Origin of the sequence: Bacteroides neonati, assembly GCF_000499785.1 — a bacterium.
Taxonomy (GTDB): Bacteria; Bacteroidota; Bacteroidia; order Bacteroidales; family Bacteroidaceae; genus Bacteroides; species Bacteroides neonati.
In genome coordinates, this window is sequence record NZ_HG726019.1 from 142,977 (window position 1) to 158,945 (window position 15,969).

The 15,969-nt window shown below is 46.3% G+C and carries 10 protein-coding genes; 2 read left to right on the forward strand and 8 right to left on the reverse strand.

Annotation, left to right across the window (positions count from 1 at the left end):
• Nucleotides 1-13 precede the first annotated feature (13 nt).
• A complete protein-coding gene (locus TY03_RS00555) occupies nucleotides 14-655 on the forward strand; it encodes a YhcH/YjgK/YiaL family protein (RefSeq protein WP_042366386.1) in 642 nt (213 codons plus the stop codon).
• 248 nt (nucleotides 656-903) lie between these two features.
• Nucleotides 904-3,537, forward strand: coding sequence for a DNA mismatch repair protein MutS (gene mutS, locus TY03_RS00560; RefSeq protein ID WP_042366388.1), 2,634 nt, complete (start codon nucleotides 904-906; stop codon nucleotides 3,535-3,537).
• Between the two features lie 19 nt (nucleotides 3,538-3,556).
• Here the strand turns inward: mutS and TY03_RS00565 are convergent, their stop codons facing one another.
• The 8 genes from TY03_RS00565 to TY03_RS00600 form a co-directional block, all read right to left on the reverse strand.
• On the reverse strand, nucleotides 3,557-4,927 hold the full coding sequence (locus TY03_RS00565; protein ID WP_042366390.1) for an alpha/beta hydrolase family protein: 1,371 nt from the start codon (nucleotides 4,925-4,927) through the stop codon (nucleotides 3,557-3,559).
• 35 nt (nucleotides 4,928-4,962) lie between these two features.
• Nucleotides 4,963-5,610, reverse strand: a complete 648-nt coding sequence (locus TY03_RS00570) for a chloramphenicol acetyltransferase (RefSeq protein WP_042366392.1) — start codon at nucleotides 5,608-5,610, stop codon at nucleotides 4,963-4,965.
• Complete coding sequence (gene lgt, locus TY03_RS00575) at nucleotides 5,607-6,437, reverse strand: prolipoprotein diacylglyceryl transferase (protein ID WP_042366394.1); 831 nt, start codon at nucleotides 6,435-6,437, stop codon at nucleotides 5,607-5,609. The genes TY03_RS00570 and lgt overlap by 4 nt, the downstream gene beginning before the upstream one ends.
• Nucleotides 6,438-6,451: 14 nt before the next feature.
• Nucleotides 6,452-7,357, reverse strand: coding sequence for a ketopantoate reductase family protein (locus TY03_RS00580; protein ID WP_042366395.1), 906 nt, complete (start codon nucleotides 7,355-7,357; stop codon nucleotides 6,452-6,454).
• A 10-nt stretch (nucleotides 7,358-7,367) separates the two neighbouring features.
• Nucleotides 7,368-8,471 (reverse strand): redox-regulated ATPase YchF, encoded by a 1,104-nt coding sequence (gene ychF / locus TY03_RS00585; RefSeq protein WP_042366397.1) that lies wholly within the window; start codon nucleotides 8,469-8,471, stop codon nucleotides 7,368-7,370.
• Between the two features lie 120 nt (nucleotides 8,472-8,591).
• On the reverse strand, nucleotides 8,592-10,349 hold the full coding sequence (locus TY03_RS00590) for an SGNH/GDSL hydrolase family protein (protein ID WP_449374809.1): 1,758 nt from the start codon (nucleotides 10,347-10,349) through the stop codon (nucleotides 8,592-8,594).
• A 114-nt stretch (nucleotides 10,350-10,463) separates the two neighbouring features.
• Nucleotides 10,464-12,455, reverse strand: coding sequence for a RagB/SusD family nutrient uptake outer membrane protein (locus tag TY03_RS00595; protein WP_042366400.1), 1,992 nt, complete (start codon nucleotides 12,453-12,455; stop codon nucleotides 10,464-10,466).
• 12 nt (nucleotides 12,456-12,467) lie between these two features.
• Nucleotides 12,468-15,704, reverse strand: a complete 3,237-nt coding sequence (locus TY03_RS00600; protein ID WP_042366402.1) for a SusC/RagA family TonB-linked outer membrane protein — start codon at nucleotides 15,702-15,704, stop codon at nucleotides 12,468-12,470.
• Nucleotides 15,705-15,969: the final 265 nt, after the last annotated feature.

Consider the following 15,969-nt stretch of genomic DNA (forward strand, 5'->3'; position numbering starts at 1 on the left):
AGATATATTCAAAATGAAACACATTCAATGGTTATGTACAGTTGCCTGTTTGGTGCTGTTATGTCTGCCTGCCCCGGTTCAGGGAGGTAAAAAGGAGAAAACAACCTCGAAGGAGAAGTCAGTTTCTGTGCGAAAGTGGGTGCGGTCAGGTGTTTGGAACGAAGGTTTAAAGGCCAAACCGCATCAATCTACCCGCATGGCTGAGTTTAAAACCCAGTACGAAGCCAATACGGCGCAATGGAAAGCCGCTTTTCGCTGGTTGGCCACGCACGATTTAACAGCAATTGCGAAGGGGCGATACCCCATCGAAGGAACTTCAATGGTCGTTTCGGTCGAAGATAGTTTCAACGAGCCGTTGGCAAAAAGAGGCTCTGAAGCACACCGCAAACATATCGATTTGCAGTATGTGGTTAAAGGAACCGAGCGTTTCGGCCTGTTAGATCATGCTAGTTCTACCCCTAACTGTGCTTATAACGAAGAGCGGGATGCTATTTACTATGACTTCGATCCTGCCAAAACAACTTTTATCGATTCTGTGCCCGGAGAGTTTTTTCTCTTCTTCCCCGATGATTGGCACATTGCCAAGATTGCTACCGATAAGGAGGATCAAAGCATTCGGGTGATTGTTATCAAACTCGACTATATTCCGGTGTAATACCTCTTTTTTGTTGTTTGTTACTATCTGATAATCAGTTGTTTATTGAATTTACTTGATGCGTCGAAAGAGAACGTATTTAACGCAGTGTTAATATACTATTTAACACTGCGTTAAATACGTATTCTTGTCCGGCAAGAATACGTACTCTTATAAATAACTAATAACTCTCCCTACGTTGCAGCATGATAACAGAGAAATCTGTATCTTTGTCTTCTTAACGATGCAACCAACAATGCAATTTTAATATGGAAGAGAAGACGACGGTATACAACGACATAGAACTGACTCCCATGATGAAGCAGTTCATCGAGCTCAAAGCAAAACACCCCGATGCAGTGATGCTGTTCAGGTGTGGAGACTTCTACGAGACCTATTCGACCGATGCAATCATAGCTGCCGAGATACTGGGTATCACCCAGACCAAACGTGCCAATGGTAAAGGAAAAACCATTGAGATGGCCGGTTTTCCGCACCATGCACTCGATACGTACCTGCCCAAACTCATTCGCGCCGGTAAGCGGGTAGCCATCTGCGATCAGCTAGAAGATCCCAAACTGACAAAGAAACTCGTGAAGCGAGGCATAACCGAATTGGTTACGCCGGGGGTTTCGATCAACGACAATATACTTAATTACAAAGAAAATAACTTTCTTGCTGCGGTTCATTTCGGTAAAACGGGATGCGGCGTAGCCTTTCTCGATATCTCTACGGGTGAGTTTATGACTGCCGAAGGCAGCTTCGACTACGTGGATAAACTGCTCAACAACTTCGCCCCTAAAGAGGTACTCTTCGAACGAGGCAAGCGAGGCATGTTCGAGGGCAATTTCGGAAGCAAATTCTTCACCTTCGAGCTCGAAGACTGGGTGTTTACCGAAACCAGCTCGCGCGAGAAACTGCTGAAGCACTTCGAAACGAAGAATCTGAAAGGATTTGGCGTAGAGCCGTTGAAGAACGGTATCATCGCTTCGGGTGCCATTCTTCAGTACCTCACCATGACGCAACATACGCAAATCGGGCACATCACCTCGCTCTCGCGCATTGAAGAGGACAAGTACGTGCGTCTGGACAAGTTTACCGTGCGCAGTCTGGAGCTGATTGGCAGCATGAACGATGGCGGTAGTAGCCTGCTGAACGTAATAGACCGCACCATCAGCCCCATGGGAGCTCGTTTGCTGAAACGCTGGATGGTCTTTCCGCTGAAAGAAGAGAAACCGATCAACGACCGCTTGAATGTGGTCGAGTACTTCTTCCGCCAACCCGACTTTAAGGAGCTGATCGAAGACCAGTTACACCTGATAGGCGACTTGGAGCGTATCATCTCCAAGGTAGCCGTTGGCCGTGTATCGCCCCGCGAGGTGGTGCAATTGAAAATTGCCCTGCAAGCCATCGAACCCATTAAGCAGGCTTGCTTGCAAGCCGACAACGCCAGTTTGAACCTGATAGGCGAGCAGTTGAACCTCTGTCTGGCCATTCGCCAGCAAATTGATAAGGAGGTTAATAACGATCCGCCGCTGCTGATTAACAAAGGAGGGGTGATTAAGAGTGGAGTCAACGAAGAACTCGACGAGTTGCGCCAGATTGCTTATTCGGGCAAGGACTACCTCCTTAAGATACAGCAGCGCGAAAGTGAACTGACGGGTATTCCGAGTTTGAAGATTGCCTACAACAGTGTGTTCGGCTACTACATCGAGGTGCGCAACATACACAAGGACAAAGTGCCGCAGGAGTGGATTCGCAAACAGACATTGGTCAATGCCGAGCGATACATTACGCAGGAGCTAAAGGAGTATGAAGAGAAGATTCTGGGTGCGGAGGATAAAATCCTGGTACTCGAAACGCGGCTCTATAATGAACTGGTGCAGGCGTTGAGTGAGTTTATCCCTGCGATACAGATCAATGCCAATCAGATAGCACGCATTGACTGTTTGCTCTCCTTTGCCAATGTGGCGCGCGAGAACCGTTACATACGTCCTGTGATTGCTGATAGCGATGTGCTCGATATTCGGCAGGGACGCCACCCGGTGATTGAGAAGCAATTGCCCATAGGCGAGAAATACATTGCCAACGATGTGATGCTCGACAGCTCCACGCAGCAGATCATTATCATTACCGGTCCGAACATGGCGGGTAAGTCGGCCTTGTTGCGCCAAACGGCACTGATTACGCTGTTGGCACAGATCGGCTCGTTCGTACCTGCCGAACAGGCACACATTGGTATGGTCGATAAGATATTTACCCGTGTGGGAGCGAGCGATAACATCTCGGTGGGAGAGTCTACTTTTATGGTCGAGATGAACGAAGCGGCGGATATCCTGAACAACGTCTCTTCGCGCAGCCTCATTCTGTTTGATGAGTTGGGGCGCGGCACATCGACCTATGATGGTATCTCGATTGCCTGGGCCATTGTGGAGTACATTCACGAGCATGCCAAAGCCAAGGCACGCACGCTCTTCGCCACACACTACCACGAGCTGAACGAGATGGAAAAGACCTTCAAGCGTATCAAAAACTACAATGTATCGGTCAAAGAGGTCGACAACAAAGTGATCTTTGTGCGCAAGCTCGAACGGGGCGGAAGCGAACACTCCTTCGGTATCCACGTGGCTAAAATGGCGGGTATGCCGAAGAGCATTGTGAAACGTGCCGGCGATATTCTGAAGCAGTTGGAGGCCGACAACCGCCAGCAAGGCGTATCGGGCAAACCGTTGAAGGAGGTGAGCGAGCACCGCGATGGAATGCAGTTAAGTTTCTTCCAGCTTGATGATCCTATTTTGTGTCAGATACGCGACGAGATATTGAACCTCGATGTGAATAACCTGACTCCCCTCGAAGCACTGAATAAGCTGAACGATATTAAGAAGATTGTGAAGGGGAAATAAAACTCCCCCTTTTACTTTATCACAGCTTGCCAAGCCATGTATTGACGGCTTCGAGCATGCGGGGCGAACAAGTCTGTTCGATGGTTGCATATTCGGCAGGCAAGCCCGTGTTGCACTCTTGAAAGAGGTGGTTCAGGTTTTCCAACTCGATGGTGGTAACTCGTTTGTTGCCGTTACTCTCAATGCTGCTTTGAATACGCGACAGGTTCTCTTTGGGAGGTACTTGCAGGTCTTTGCTTCCGTTGAGTGCCAGTACCGGGCAAGTGACTTTGCGTAGATACGCTGCCGGATCGAAACGTAGCAGGTAGACAAACCACGGTGTGGTAATCTGCTCGCTAATGGCGGTTATCTGTTCTTTGGGCAGGCTTCCCAGAGATGCGCTGGTAAGGTAGCGAGCTACCGAATCGCGTAAGGAGGCTCCGTTGTCGGTCGTTTGTGTAATGACCTGATAAGCTCCCGCCATGAACTGCCGCGAGGATGCTACCTGCATCGCATTATAACCCATCTTCTCCTCGATTCGTTGTTTCTGAAGCAGCATCAATTCGTCTCCCTTGATGCCTACGCCTGCCAGCAAAACGATGAAACCGATCTCTTTCGATGCCGAAGCAACCATGGGGGCAATCATCCCTCCTTCGCTATGGCCGATCAGACCGATCTTGTGGGGATTGATCTCCTTTCTTGTTCGAAGGTAGGCAACCGCACTGGCAGCATCTTCGGCAAAGTCTGCTGTGGTAGCCGTATCAAAATTGCCTGTCGATCCGGCTACTCCTCGGTCATCGTAGCGCAGTACGGCTATTCCGTTGCGCGTCAGGTAGTCGGCAATCACTAAAAAGGGTTTGTGTCCGAGTATCTCTTCATCTCTGTTCTGCTTACCGCTACCCGTGATGAGTACGGCAACCGGGAAATTGCTTCCTGTTTGCGGCAGAGTCAGTGTTCCGGCTAGCTTCACACCTGCTTTAGGGTTCTCGAACGTTACTTCTTCCGAATGGTAGGGGTAGGGGGCAATAGGTTCCTGCGGGCGGTTTGCCCGAACGCTTTCGCTGCTTTTCGATAGTTCGAGAGGGAGCGATAAGCCGCCTTGAACGAACGTACCTTTGATCCGGTTATTCTCGTAAGTGCCCGTGTATTTGATTTGGGCGGCGGCTACCTCGAGGGTCAGTGTAGGAGCATGGAAGGTTACGAGGCTAACGGGTATGCCTTTGGCACCCTGATCGGGACTATCCATCGTGGCGGTATACCCGTCGGCTTTGGGTGAGAGGTGAAAGACGAGCCTGAGCTTTCCCATCGGCAGTTGCAAAGTGCCTAACCATTGTCCGCTTAGGTCTTGTGCCGAAAGGGAGACTCCGAAAAGAAGCAAAAGGATGGATGTAAAGAGTGTGTGGGTTTTCATAAGAATCGGTTGATTTAAGTGGTTACGGTAATTGCTTATTCGTTTAGGAATTCTTCCACTTTCTTAAAGAAGAGTGTGAAGTGGTGTCCGTCTATGAATCCGTGATGAACCGTCATTGCGATGGGCATTACCAGTTTATTGTCCCGGACAACGGCTTTGCCTGCATTCATGAGCGGATAGTTGCTGCCGTGCCGGAACTCTTGTGTGGCTGTAATGGAAGTGAAATACAGGTCGGGCGTGGCGCTGAGCAGTATTATGTCAAAATCATCGTTGTCGGCTCCTTGCTCTTCCGAAGAATATGGCTTGCTTTCTGTAGGCAGGTGTTGGATAATGGCTTGTGCCTCCCGGTAAAAAGTGGCAAAGTCTTTATGATAAGGGATGCGTACGGTATGGAAATGCCCCTGCTCGTCGACCTTAATCGGAGTGAGTACATCGATCTTGTCGTAGTACACTACATTTCCGCTGCGATCAATGCGGAAACGGAATTCCTTCACCTCATTAGCTGCATTCAGGATCGCATACAGGTAGTGCAGAAAGAAGGATTGCCCTCTCTCTTTGGCACGTGCCTTAGCTCCTCCACAGGCAACTTCGGAAGTGATGGAGATGGTCGGATTGATAAAATCGCGGAAGAAATTGTAGTTGTCCTTTCTCTCCCACGTCTCTATGTCGATCAGGTGTTTCATTTCTTCTTCTTGCCGTAAAAGAACATGCAGTAAAGTCCTATCAGCACGAAAGGTACGCTCAACCATTGACCCATGTTGAAGGTCATCTGGTCTTCGAAGCCCACTTGATTCTCTTTCAGGAACTCAATAAAGAAGCGGAAAGTGAAGATAGCTGTGAGGCAAAGACCGAAGAAGAAGCCACGGTGAAGTTTCTTGTTGTAATTCTTATACAGGAAGATCATCACCAAGAACAGGATGAAATAAGCGATTGCTTCGTATAGTTGAGCAGGGTGTCGAGGGATCATATCTACTCGTTCGAATACGAATCCCCAAGGTGCATCGGTTGCTTTGCCGATAATCTCCGAGTTCATCAGGTTGGCCAAACGGATGAAGCAAGCGGTAATGGGAGTTGCTACGGCAATCATATCGACTACATCCATGTAGTTCATCTTGGTTTTGCGGCAATAGAGCCAAAGAGAGATGATTAATCCCAATGTACCGCCATGGCTGGCCAAGCCTTCGTATCCGGTGAACTTCCACCCACCGTCAGGAAGAAACTTAACCGGAAGAATCATCTCCCAGAAGTGATTCAGGTAATAGCCGGGATCGTAGAACAGGCAGTGACCCAAACGTGCACCGATCAGGATGCCGAAGAAGCAGTAAAAGAACAGCGGTTCGAATTTCTTCTCGTCAATTTTCTTATCGCGGTACTGGTAATGCACAACCATATAGGCTAAGCCGATGCCAATGGCCCAAAGCAGGCCGTAATAGCGTATCGAAATGGCACCAAACAGATTGAACAATTCTGGATTCGGATTCCAGTTGATGGATAATAAGAGGGTATTCATAAGCTATCTTTGTGTTAAATGAATTTCTTGGCTACTTCTCTGTATGTAGGCACATCGACTCCGTGTGCTTCGGCTTCGGCAATCAGGTCGAACAACAGCCCTTGTATCTCCGAGTCGGTGCCTTTCTGCAGGTCTTTCTGCATCGAGGCGGTACTCTCCGGAGCGAGTTTGTCAATGATCTTGAGGTTGTACGTTACTACATCTTCGGGAAACACAATACCGAGTTTCTTGCCCAAAGCAGCACTTTCGCCCGACAGTCCGATAAAGGTATTCCGTATCTGTCCCGGCTTTTGTACTTCGCCCATGGGTACGTTGTAGTAAGCACCCGTTACCGCCATTGCCGAGATGAACGACCATTTAATGAATGTGTCTCGATCTATATCGGGCGACAAATCGGCTTTAATACCGCTTTCTTGCAACTCCTTTTGTACGCTTTGCAGTACTTCGGGAGCGATTACAGTTCCTTTGTGGGCACCATACACGATACGGAAAATCTTCCCCATCTGTGTTACTTCTCCTACTCCGGATACAAAACCAACGATGTAAATACACCCATCGAGCACAGTTGCCTCGGGGGCTAACTGCTGTATGCGCGGACCGGTGCCGTATACATTGAGTATCGGAATCACCAGGGTTCCTTCGTGCGAAGCTCTGCGAATCAAGTCGGTGATGGAATCGATGGAATATCCTTTTACGCAGACGAATATGACATCTGCCTTTTCGTTATACTCCTCGGCTCTGCATGCCTTGATAGGCAACACTTGTTCGCCTTTGAGATCGGACTTTAGTCTGAGCCCATGCGCTTGTATCGCTTCGAGATGTGCTCCGCGAGCGATACAAGTAACATCTTTTCCGGCTAGAAACAGAAAGCCGGCTATGCTACCGCCAACGCCTCCTGTTCCTATGATGAGGTATTTCATTGTTTTTTGGTTATACGTTGAAACGGAAGTGCATGATGTCGCCATCTTGCACGATATATTCTTTACCTTCAACACCCAGTTTACCAGCTTCTTTAACGGCAGCTTCCGAACCATATTGCAAGAAGTCCTCGTACTTGATTACTTCCGCACGGATGAAGCCTTTTTCGAAGTCGGTATGAATTACGGCTGCACATTGCGGAGCCTTCCAACCCTTTTCGTATGTCCAGGCACGTACTTCCTGTACACCCGATGTAAAATAGGTTTCGAGATTCAATAGCTTATAGGCCGATTTGATAAGACGGGCAACACCCGACTCCTCTAAGCCGATCTCGGCAAGGAACATCTGACGGTCTTCGTATGTCTCAAGCTCTGCGATATCCGATTCGGTCTTGGCAGCTACGACAAGGATCTCTGCGTTTTCGTCTTTGACTGCTTCGCGTACCATCTCTACGTATTTATTACCGTTGGCTGCGCTTGCTTCGTCTACGTTGCAAACATACATGACCGGTTTGCTGGTAAGCAAGAAAAGCTCTTGTGCAGCCTTCTGTTCGTCTTTCGAGTCGAAGGTAACGGTACGTGCCGATTTGCCTTGTTCCAAAGCTGCTTTGTACTGTATCAGTACGTCGTACATCAGTTTGGCTGCCTTATCGCCACCGGTTTGTGCCTGTTTTTGTACTTTCTGAATACGGCTGTCGATGGTATCGAGGTCTTTGAGTTGCAACTCGTAATCAATGATCTCTTTGTCGCGCAGGGGGTTGATACTTCCGTCAACGTGCACCACGTTTTCATCGTCAAAGCAGCGCAGTACATGGATGATGGCATCTGTCTCGCGGATATTGGCCAGGAACTTATTACCTAATCCTTCGCCTTTGCTCGCACCTTTTACCAATCCGGCAATGTCAACGATCTCCACCGTAGTGGGGACAATGCGATTGGGGTGTACCAATTCTGCTAATTTATTCAATCGTTCGTCGGGTACGGTAATTACACCTACGTTCGGTTCGATTGTACAAAAAGGGAAGTTTGCCGCTTGTGCCTTTGCATTCGACAAACAGTTGAAAAGCGTCGACTTACCTACGTTGGGAAGTCCGACGATACCACATTGTAAAGCCATTCTATTATTATCGTTTTATATATTATCAGCTGGTATAGAACAGAACTTTTGTCTGCTTTATGGCTGCAAAGATAACGATTCTTTTAAAAATAAAGATTATATGGTTGGAATTCATTCGTATTAGATGACTATCAGCTCCTTCAACTCCTTGGCTATACGCTCGTATCCTTTTTCGTTCGGATGCAATCCGTCACTAAACAAAGAGAGGTCGATTGCCCCGTTCTTGTTGGTCAATGCCGGCGTGAGATTCACATAGGTTGCTCCACTGGCGGCCAACTGCTGTTGCAGGCGCTGGTTGAAGGTGGCTACCCGTTTTTCCATTCCTTTTCGGGGTAAGATGCCTACGATGCACAGCTTTGCTTGCGGTTGGCGGTATTGAATAGCCTTGACTACTTGTTGCAGTCCTTCGATAATCTCCTCGTCACTGTTCATCTCGAGATTGTTCGTGCCAATCATCAGAAAGATTTGTTTGGCCTGATAGCCATCGAGTTCGCCATGATAGATACGCCAGAGCACATTCTCCACTCTGTCCCAGCCGAAGCCGAGGTTGCGGACAACCTTGCCTTTGAATAGCTTCTCCCAAGCCTTTGCACCCGACTGTTTGGGGGCTACCGGCTCACCTGCCCAATAGTGGGTGATGGAGTTACCGATCATTACAATATCGGGTGCTTGCTCTTTGTTTAGTTTCAGTATCTGTTCGTGGCGCTTGTTCCACTCGTACATATCCGGTTCGCGGCGTTGTTTGCAAGGCGAACAGGTGCTGAGACTGTTGCTCTCTTCGTGCAAAATCTCTTTAATTTTTCGGGTGTAGCTGTCGGCATATTGTTGCATACCCAAATCGTTGGGATGCACTCCCTCTACGGCAGCATCGATAGATAGGCCGATCTCCTCTTTGGTGAGGTAATAAATCTGGGGTACTCCCTTTTTTTGGAGTGCTTCGTATGCTCTGCGTAACTCTACGTTGGCTACCTTATAAGAGGTTTCCGTCTCTTTGGAAGTGAGGTCGTTGGTATATCCGGCGTGTTCGACCAATAAGATGGGTGCCTGACTCTGTTTGCGTAAGATATCGACTCCTTGGAGCGTACGGTCGTAAATGAGTTTGGATGCCTCTTCGCCGGGAAGGTTAGGCATGCAGTCGATGATGTATAGTTTGGCATCTATCTCGGCAAGCAATTGAAACAGTTCGGTTTCGAGCTTTCCGTTTCCCGAGAAGCCCAGATTGACCACCGGATGTGCTGTCTGGCGACTTACGATATTGGTCCATGCCATCCCCGGGCGTGAAGCGCAAGCTCCCTGTGCGATGGAAGTGCCATATACCACCACGGGCTTTTCGGACGAAACTGGAAGGAAACTCAGAGACGATTCGGTCGGAACACCTATCTCCAACCACGAAACCGAGTTGTAAAGAGGTAGGAAAAGACGGTATTCGTATCCTTGCCCGTGTCGGCTCTCATACGACAGTTTGCGGTAGGTATAGGTTACCGTATCGCCAAACGCATATTGTGCTCCGCACCAACGTTGGCGTCCGTCGCTGTCGATGGCATACAAATCGACGCCCGATACTCCTGTCGACGGCATGTGAGGCATTGAGGATCCTCCTCTGACGGTATATCTCACTTTGATTTCGGGTGCATTGGAGTAAAACGATACCGATAATCCGGCACTCTCTCTGGATAGGTTCCAAAGCGGGGTGCGTACTTTGTCTTTGGCACGCTGAGGCAGGCGGTCATACGTCTCTTTTATCTCTTCGTTCCAGGCTCGTCCGGCAATGGTGGCGAAGCTTTGTTTCAAGGGATTTTCCCACTTGGTTTGTGCTTGTAGTGCCATGCTGCATGCGAGCATGGCTAAGATGATAAAGCTGTGTTTCTTCATGTTTATAATCGAAATTAAAGAATTTAATGTTGCAAATATAAAGCAAATGCTTTCAAACTCCTCTATTTGAGTAAGAGGAATTTGAAAGCATCATGCTTATTTATAAATTTAAATTAAACATCAAAACCCGTTTACCGCTCCGGGACCTTGCTGTGCGGTGGTAGGCCAACCCGGATTCTGATAAATAGGAGATGTTGTCAGATCTTCCTTATTGCCCGGAGCAGCCGTTTGTATGAAATTATCCATTGCAATAGGTGCTAGATAATGGGCTGCATGCCATTTATAACCATTGTAAAATCGGTTGTTCTCTTCCACAATTTGATAAGGGCGCAGGTAAGTGCTCTGAGTTTTAGGAGAGACATTGGCTCTTGTTCCACCAACAATCAACGTGGTTTCTCCGTCTGCATTCACATACTCTTTAAAATTGCTATCCCATAAATTGAATCCCTCAATGATATAAGGAGTTGTTATTAGCTGATCGATAGCTCTCCAACGACGTAAATCGTCGTACCGGAAACCTTCTCCGATAAACTCACAACGGCGTTCGCGGCGAATATTATACATGGTAGCATCCGTCAGAAGTTTACCGGCTGTATAAGCTGCCCAGTCGCCCTTTGCCTCTTTGGCTATATCGGTAGCGGCAATGGTTTTCTCAAAATCGGTATCAACACCTGCTCTGTTGCGAATCTCGATCCAATACTTTTTCGCCTTCTCGTTTAAGGAGTTGTGTCGCATATAGTATGCTTCCATATAATTCAGATAGGCTTCTGCCGCGCGGAAGATAGGCCAACCTGTATCTACAAATGCTCCCGGATAGAATTTAAAATTGCAATATTTTCTCAAGCTGTAACCGGTGACGTCTCGTTCGTCCGAAGAGCTGATAATCATTGGATGGGCAAAGAAGTTATCGCCATTGTCACTGTATAAATAATCTCCTTTGATCTTGCAGAATAAGCGTAGTCTCCAATCGCGTTTTTGACGGAAGGAGTCAAAATCACGGTCTCCCTTATAGTCTGTTGAGGCATAGATCGGTAAGCCGTTTTCCATAAGGAATGATTCGACAAACCCTTTGGTGTAGCCAGATCCGTTACTACCGTAATATAGATAGCGTGTCGTTACATGTGATGACAATACGGCATCGTAATCTCTCCAAAACAAAACTTCAGGATATCCTTCCAGATTTTCGTCGCTAAACATCTTAAAGTAAGGGTTCTGAATCTCCTTTGTGAGTTCTGTTTCATTTTTTGTGTTTGTGGTCAACTGAATCTTGTCTGCCACTACAGCCGATGACTCAATTGCTTGTTCCAAAAAGAACTCTATTTCTTTTTCAATACTTCCGGTAGGAAAATGATAAGAAGCGTTATATTCTTTCGTTGCTCCCGGCCAGTTTGAACCTTGGGGCACGAAAGGGGTACCCTTAAAGTTTGTCAGCCAGGAAGCTTCGAACAGAGCTACTCTCGATTTGAACAAATAGGCAACATCTTTGGATATTCGATTTTTCTGATTAGGAGAAACCTGTTTAAGCAGGTTGATCGCATTGTCTAAATCGGATAAAATGAAACGGGCAACCTCATTTCTTGGCATTCGTTTACTAGCCTCAATCAGTGCCGGTTCCTCATCCGGTAGTGTTGTTTTAATGATAGGGAAGTCTCCATATTCTTTTAATTTCAGGAAGTAGTTATAGGCTCGTAGAAAATAGACTTCGCCGATATAATGATTGATGTTTTCGGTGTTTCCTTGAATTAAGTTTAATTTTTGACGCTCTAATACTGCATCCAGAAAATAGTTACAGTTATAAATTGTTTTGAACTCCCAGTTTCCACCATTCTTGTCTACGCGATAATTGCCTGGTGAGAAGCGGTTCCCGGGTGATACGGCCGCTTGATTGTCAGTATTATTATCTTCACCGCTCATCATGGTCCATCCTTCCGGTGTACGAAAACTGTAAAGAGTGATTGAATAAGAGGCTAAATCCGATTCGGACATAAAAAACTTGTCGGGTGATACTGCCGATAAAGGTGCCCTATCGAGGAAGTCATTACACGATGTCAAGCCCAAGAGTGCTATGCCGCAAATACATGAGCTCCATGTTTTGTTTATTGTTATTTTCATTATTTTGTCGAATTAAAAGTTAACACTTAAGCCAAAAGATATAGTCGTCTGGAGAGGGTAAGAGCGTCCGGCTCCCTGATCGCCTGAGAAAGATTCAGGATCAAAAGCTTTGCTTAAACTAGTGCCTGTCCATAGGTTCTCTGCAGAAACAAATAATCTAAGCTTTTGCATAGCTGCCTTCTGACTCAGAATAAGAGGGAGGGTGTATCCTAACTGAACATTTTTTAAACGGATATAAGCACCACTTTGTAGATAGCGTGTCTGAATCTGTTGGTTCTTTGCATTATCAAAAATAGGACGTGCATAGTAAGCATTCAGGTTTTCACCCATGGGGTCATCAGCTAAGCGGAAGTAGTCTTCGTGTGCTTTCAAACCCATACCATGCCACTTACTAGTAGCACCAAATAACTGAGGACTACCCAGCCACAAATCGCGTTTCATGGTTCCCTGAAAGAAAACAGAGCAATCAAATCCTTTCCAATCGCCATCTAAGGTGAGTCCGAAGTTATAGCGTGGGGTGTCGTTGCCAATAATTTTTTTGTCACCCATATCTCCCAATACGCTTTTTCCGCCATTGATTTCTCCATCTCCATTCAAATCGGCATACATAATGTCGCCGGCGGCCCATTCTGAACCCAATGCATTTTGGTTTACTTTGGATAAGTGTGCATTCATTTCATCGTTGGTTTTTGCGATGCCAAGGGTGGTATATCCCCATATTTCACCTAGATATTGTCCGACATGATAAATCTTTGTGCCATTATCATAGTTTAAAATGTTGTTTGATTCATTCGGGTATTTCATTACCTTAGAGCGTGCATCGGCTACAGTAAACCTTACCCCATATGACAATCCGTTTTTCAAACGATCTCTCCAACCGATACTCAACTCCCAGCCTGCCGTTTTAAGGTCGGCATTATTCATTTTTGGAACGCTGGTTCCTAGTGTAAGAGGAAGTTCCGGAGCAGGACCTACCATGTTGCGCGTATAGCGGTTAAACCAGTCGAAAGAGCCACTAAGCCTGTTATTAAAAAAACCAAAGTCGAGTCCTATATTCCAAGATTCCACTTTCTCCCAGGTTAAATATTTGCTAATGAGGGGCGCTGCTTCTATTTTATTGGGATTTGTTCCGTTCAATAGCCAGTTGCTGCCATTGGCTGTTATCTTCATCAATGAGTAGAATGGGTACAACGATTCTGTATTTTGATTACCTAATGTACCATAGGATGCTCTAACTTTCAGCAGGCTGACCTCTTTACTCAACGACTCCATAAATGGTTCGTGTGTAATATTCCAGCCACCTGATAAAGAGGGGAACCAGTTCCAGCGCTCTTCGCTCAAAAAACGAGAAGTACCGTCATAACGTAAATTGGCTTCCAACAAGTATCGTCCTTTATAGTCATAATTTACCCGACCAAAGAAACCGGCGGTTGCCCAATGATTATAGCTTCCGTCTGTTATTTTGTCAGCACCTGTTGCTGTATTGATGGTCGGTAAGAAAGGAGTAATCAATCCGTCCCGATAAGCCTGAATGCCTCTGTCTTTATTCAATTCCGCATTGAATCCGATCATTGCTTTGTACGTATGTGTGTCATTGATCGTTTGTCCATACTCGGTATATAAATTGGTATTGAAGAAGTTCTCTCTGTACCCTTTTTCGGTAACACGGGAAAGCCCTGTTGCATAGGAACCAACAGGCATTACATTAAAATTAACGCCATCGATACCCACCTCTTTTATAGGTAATACTTCGTTGTGGACAAAGAGATTGCGAGTTCTATAATTACCTTCAGCAAAGATTTTCCAATTTTTGATGGGTTCCAGAACAAGTTGCAATTGTTGGTATAAGTAATCGTCTTGTGTTTTGGCGCGTCCCCCATCACGCAAAGCAGGAATATAGGTGGCATAGGTATTGCCGCCATGCTCATAGTTTCCGGGTACGGTTGGCCATGTGCGCGATAATCCTTGATAGAATAGTCGGCTGTTGTCTGTTAAGAATTGAGGTTGATCGGTGTCGGCACGAGTAAATTTTGTAGAGACATTGATCGAAGCCCAGTCGGCTAACTTTGCATTGATTTTTGTAGAAAAGGCATAACGCTGGAAATTATCATCTCCATAGCGTAACAGTCCATTCTGATCCAGGTAATTCCCCGAAATATAATATTGTACGCTTTCACTACCCCCATTGATCGATACATTCTGCTCATGGGCAAAAGCGTTGCTTTTGTAATGCTCTTTTAGCCAGTCAACGTTGTTATTACCATATTCCCAGGCATTGTATAAATTGGAGTTATTTTTGTCGGGTATACTCTGAGTTGTTATTTCACCTTTTTGAAAGGCAACAATTCGATCCATCGTTTCCTTGTCAAATACAACACCTTGATTTGCGTTTGTCGATGCTAAGTTATAGTAATTGGCAAAGCTATACGAATCCATCATTTCAGCCATCCGGGTAGGTGAAGATAAGCGGAAGCTGGCGTTGTATGCTACATTGGGTTTCCCTGCTTTTCCTTTTTTGGTTGTCACCAGAATGACACCAAAAGAGGCTCTTGATCCATAGACAGATGCGGCGGCGGCATCTTTCAGCACGGTAACGTTTTCGATATCCTGTGGATTGAGGGCATTAATGTCTCCATCCATTCCATCGATAAGAATCAGCGGAGACGATTTTGAGCCGCTTCCGATAGTACCCGCTCCGCGAATATTAATATTCATACCGTTATTTAGCTCTCCACCCGCACTGTTCATCATGATGTTCAAGCCGGGAAGTACCCCTTGTAGGGCTTGAGTTGCATTCGTTACGGGGCGTGATTGAAGTACCTCGTCGCTCACTGTACCTACTGCTCCAGTGAGATTTACTTTTTTCTGCGTACCAAAACCGACAATGACTACTTCATCTAGTTGTTTGGTATTCTCTTGTAGTTTGATATGGATTACTTTTCCTGTTACGGCTACCTCCTGGGAAATATAACCGATGTACGAAATAATAAGTGTCGCACCTTTAGGAGCATTGAGTTTAAAATTACCGTCCAAGTCAGTAATTGTACCGGTCTGAGCACCTTTGATGACGATTGATGCACCAATAATAGGCTCTCCTGCGTCGTCTGTAACAGTTCCTGTTATGGCAGTCTGTTGTTGTGTAATGTCGGCAACGAATGATCCATGTGTTGTTTCTGCGAATACACTTCCGGGAAAGCTTAGCGCGAAACTCATAAAAATCAAGCCAACCGTCTTTGTCCTTTTTGACATAATTGTTGTTTTTAAGGTTAATAAATGTGGTTCTTATTTCGCCCTAAGTTCATTAAGAGGAGCTTAGGTCTTTTTCTACGTTATCACTTCGAATGACTTACAATTCTGATTGTTCTGTCGGTTATTTTCTAACTCCATACAAGAGCACTTTGGTAGCACGTAATCGGTAAAAATAGGAGGAAGTGCGATTTGAGTATGGACATAGGTTCCCCGTACCACCCCTACCGCGTATGCGATAAGGATGGCTTTACAAAAGAAATAAATA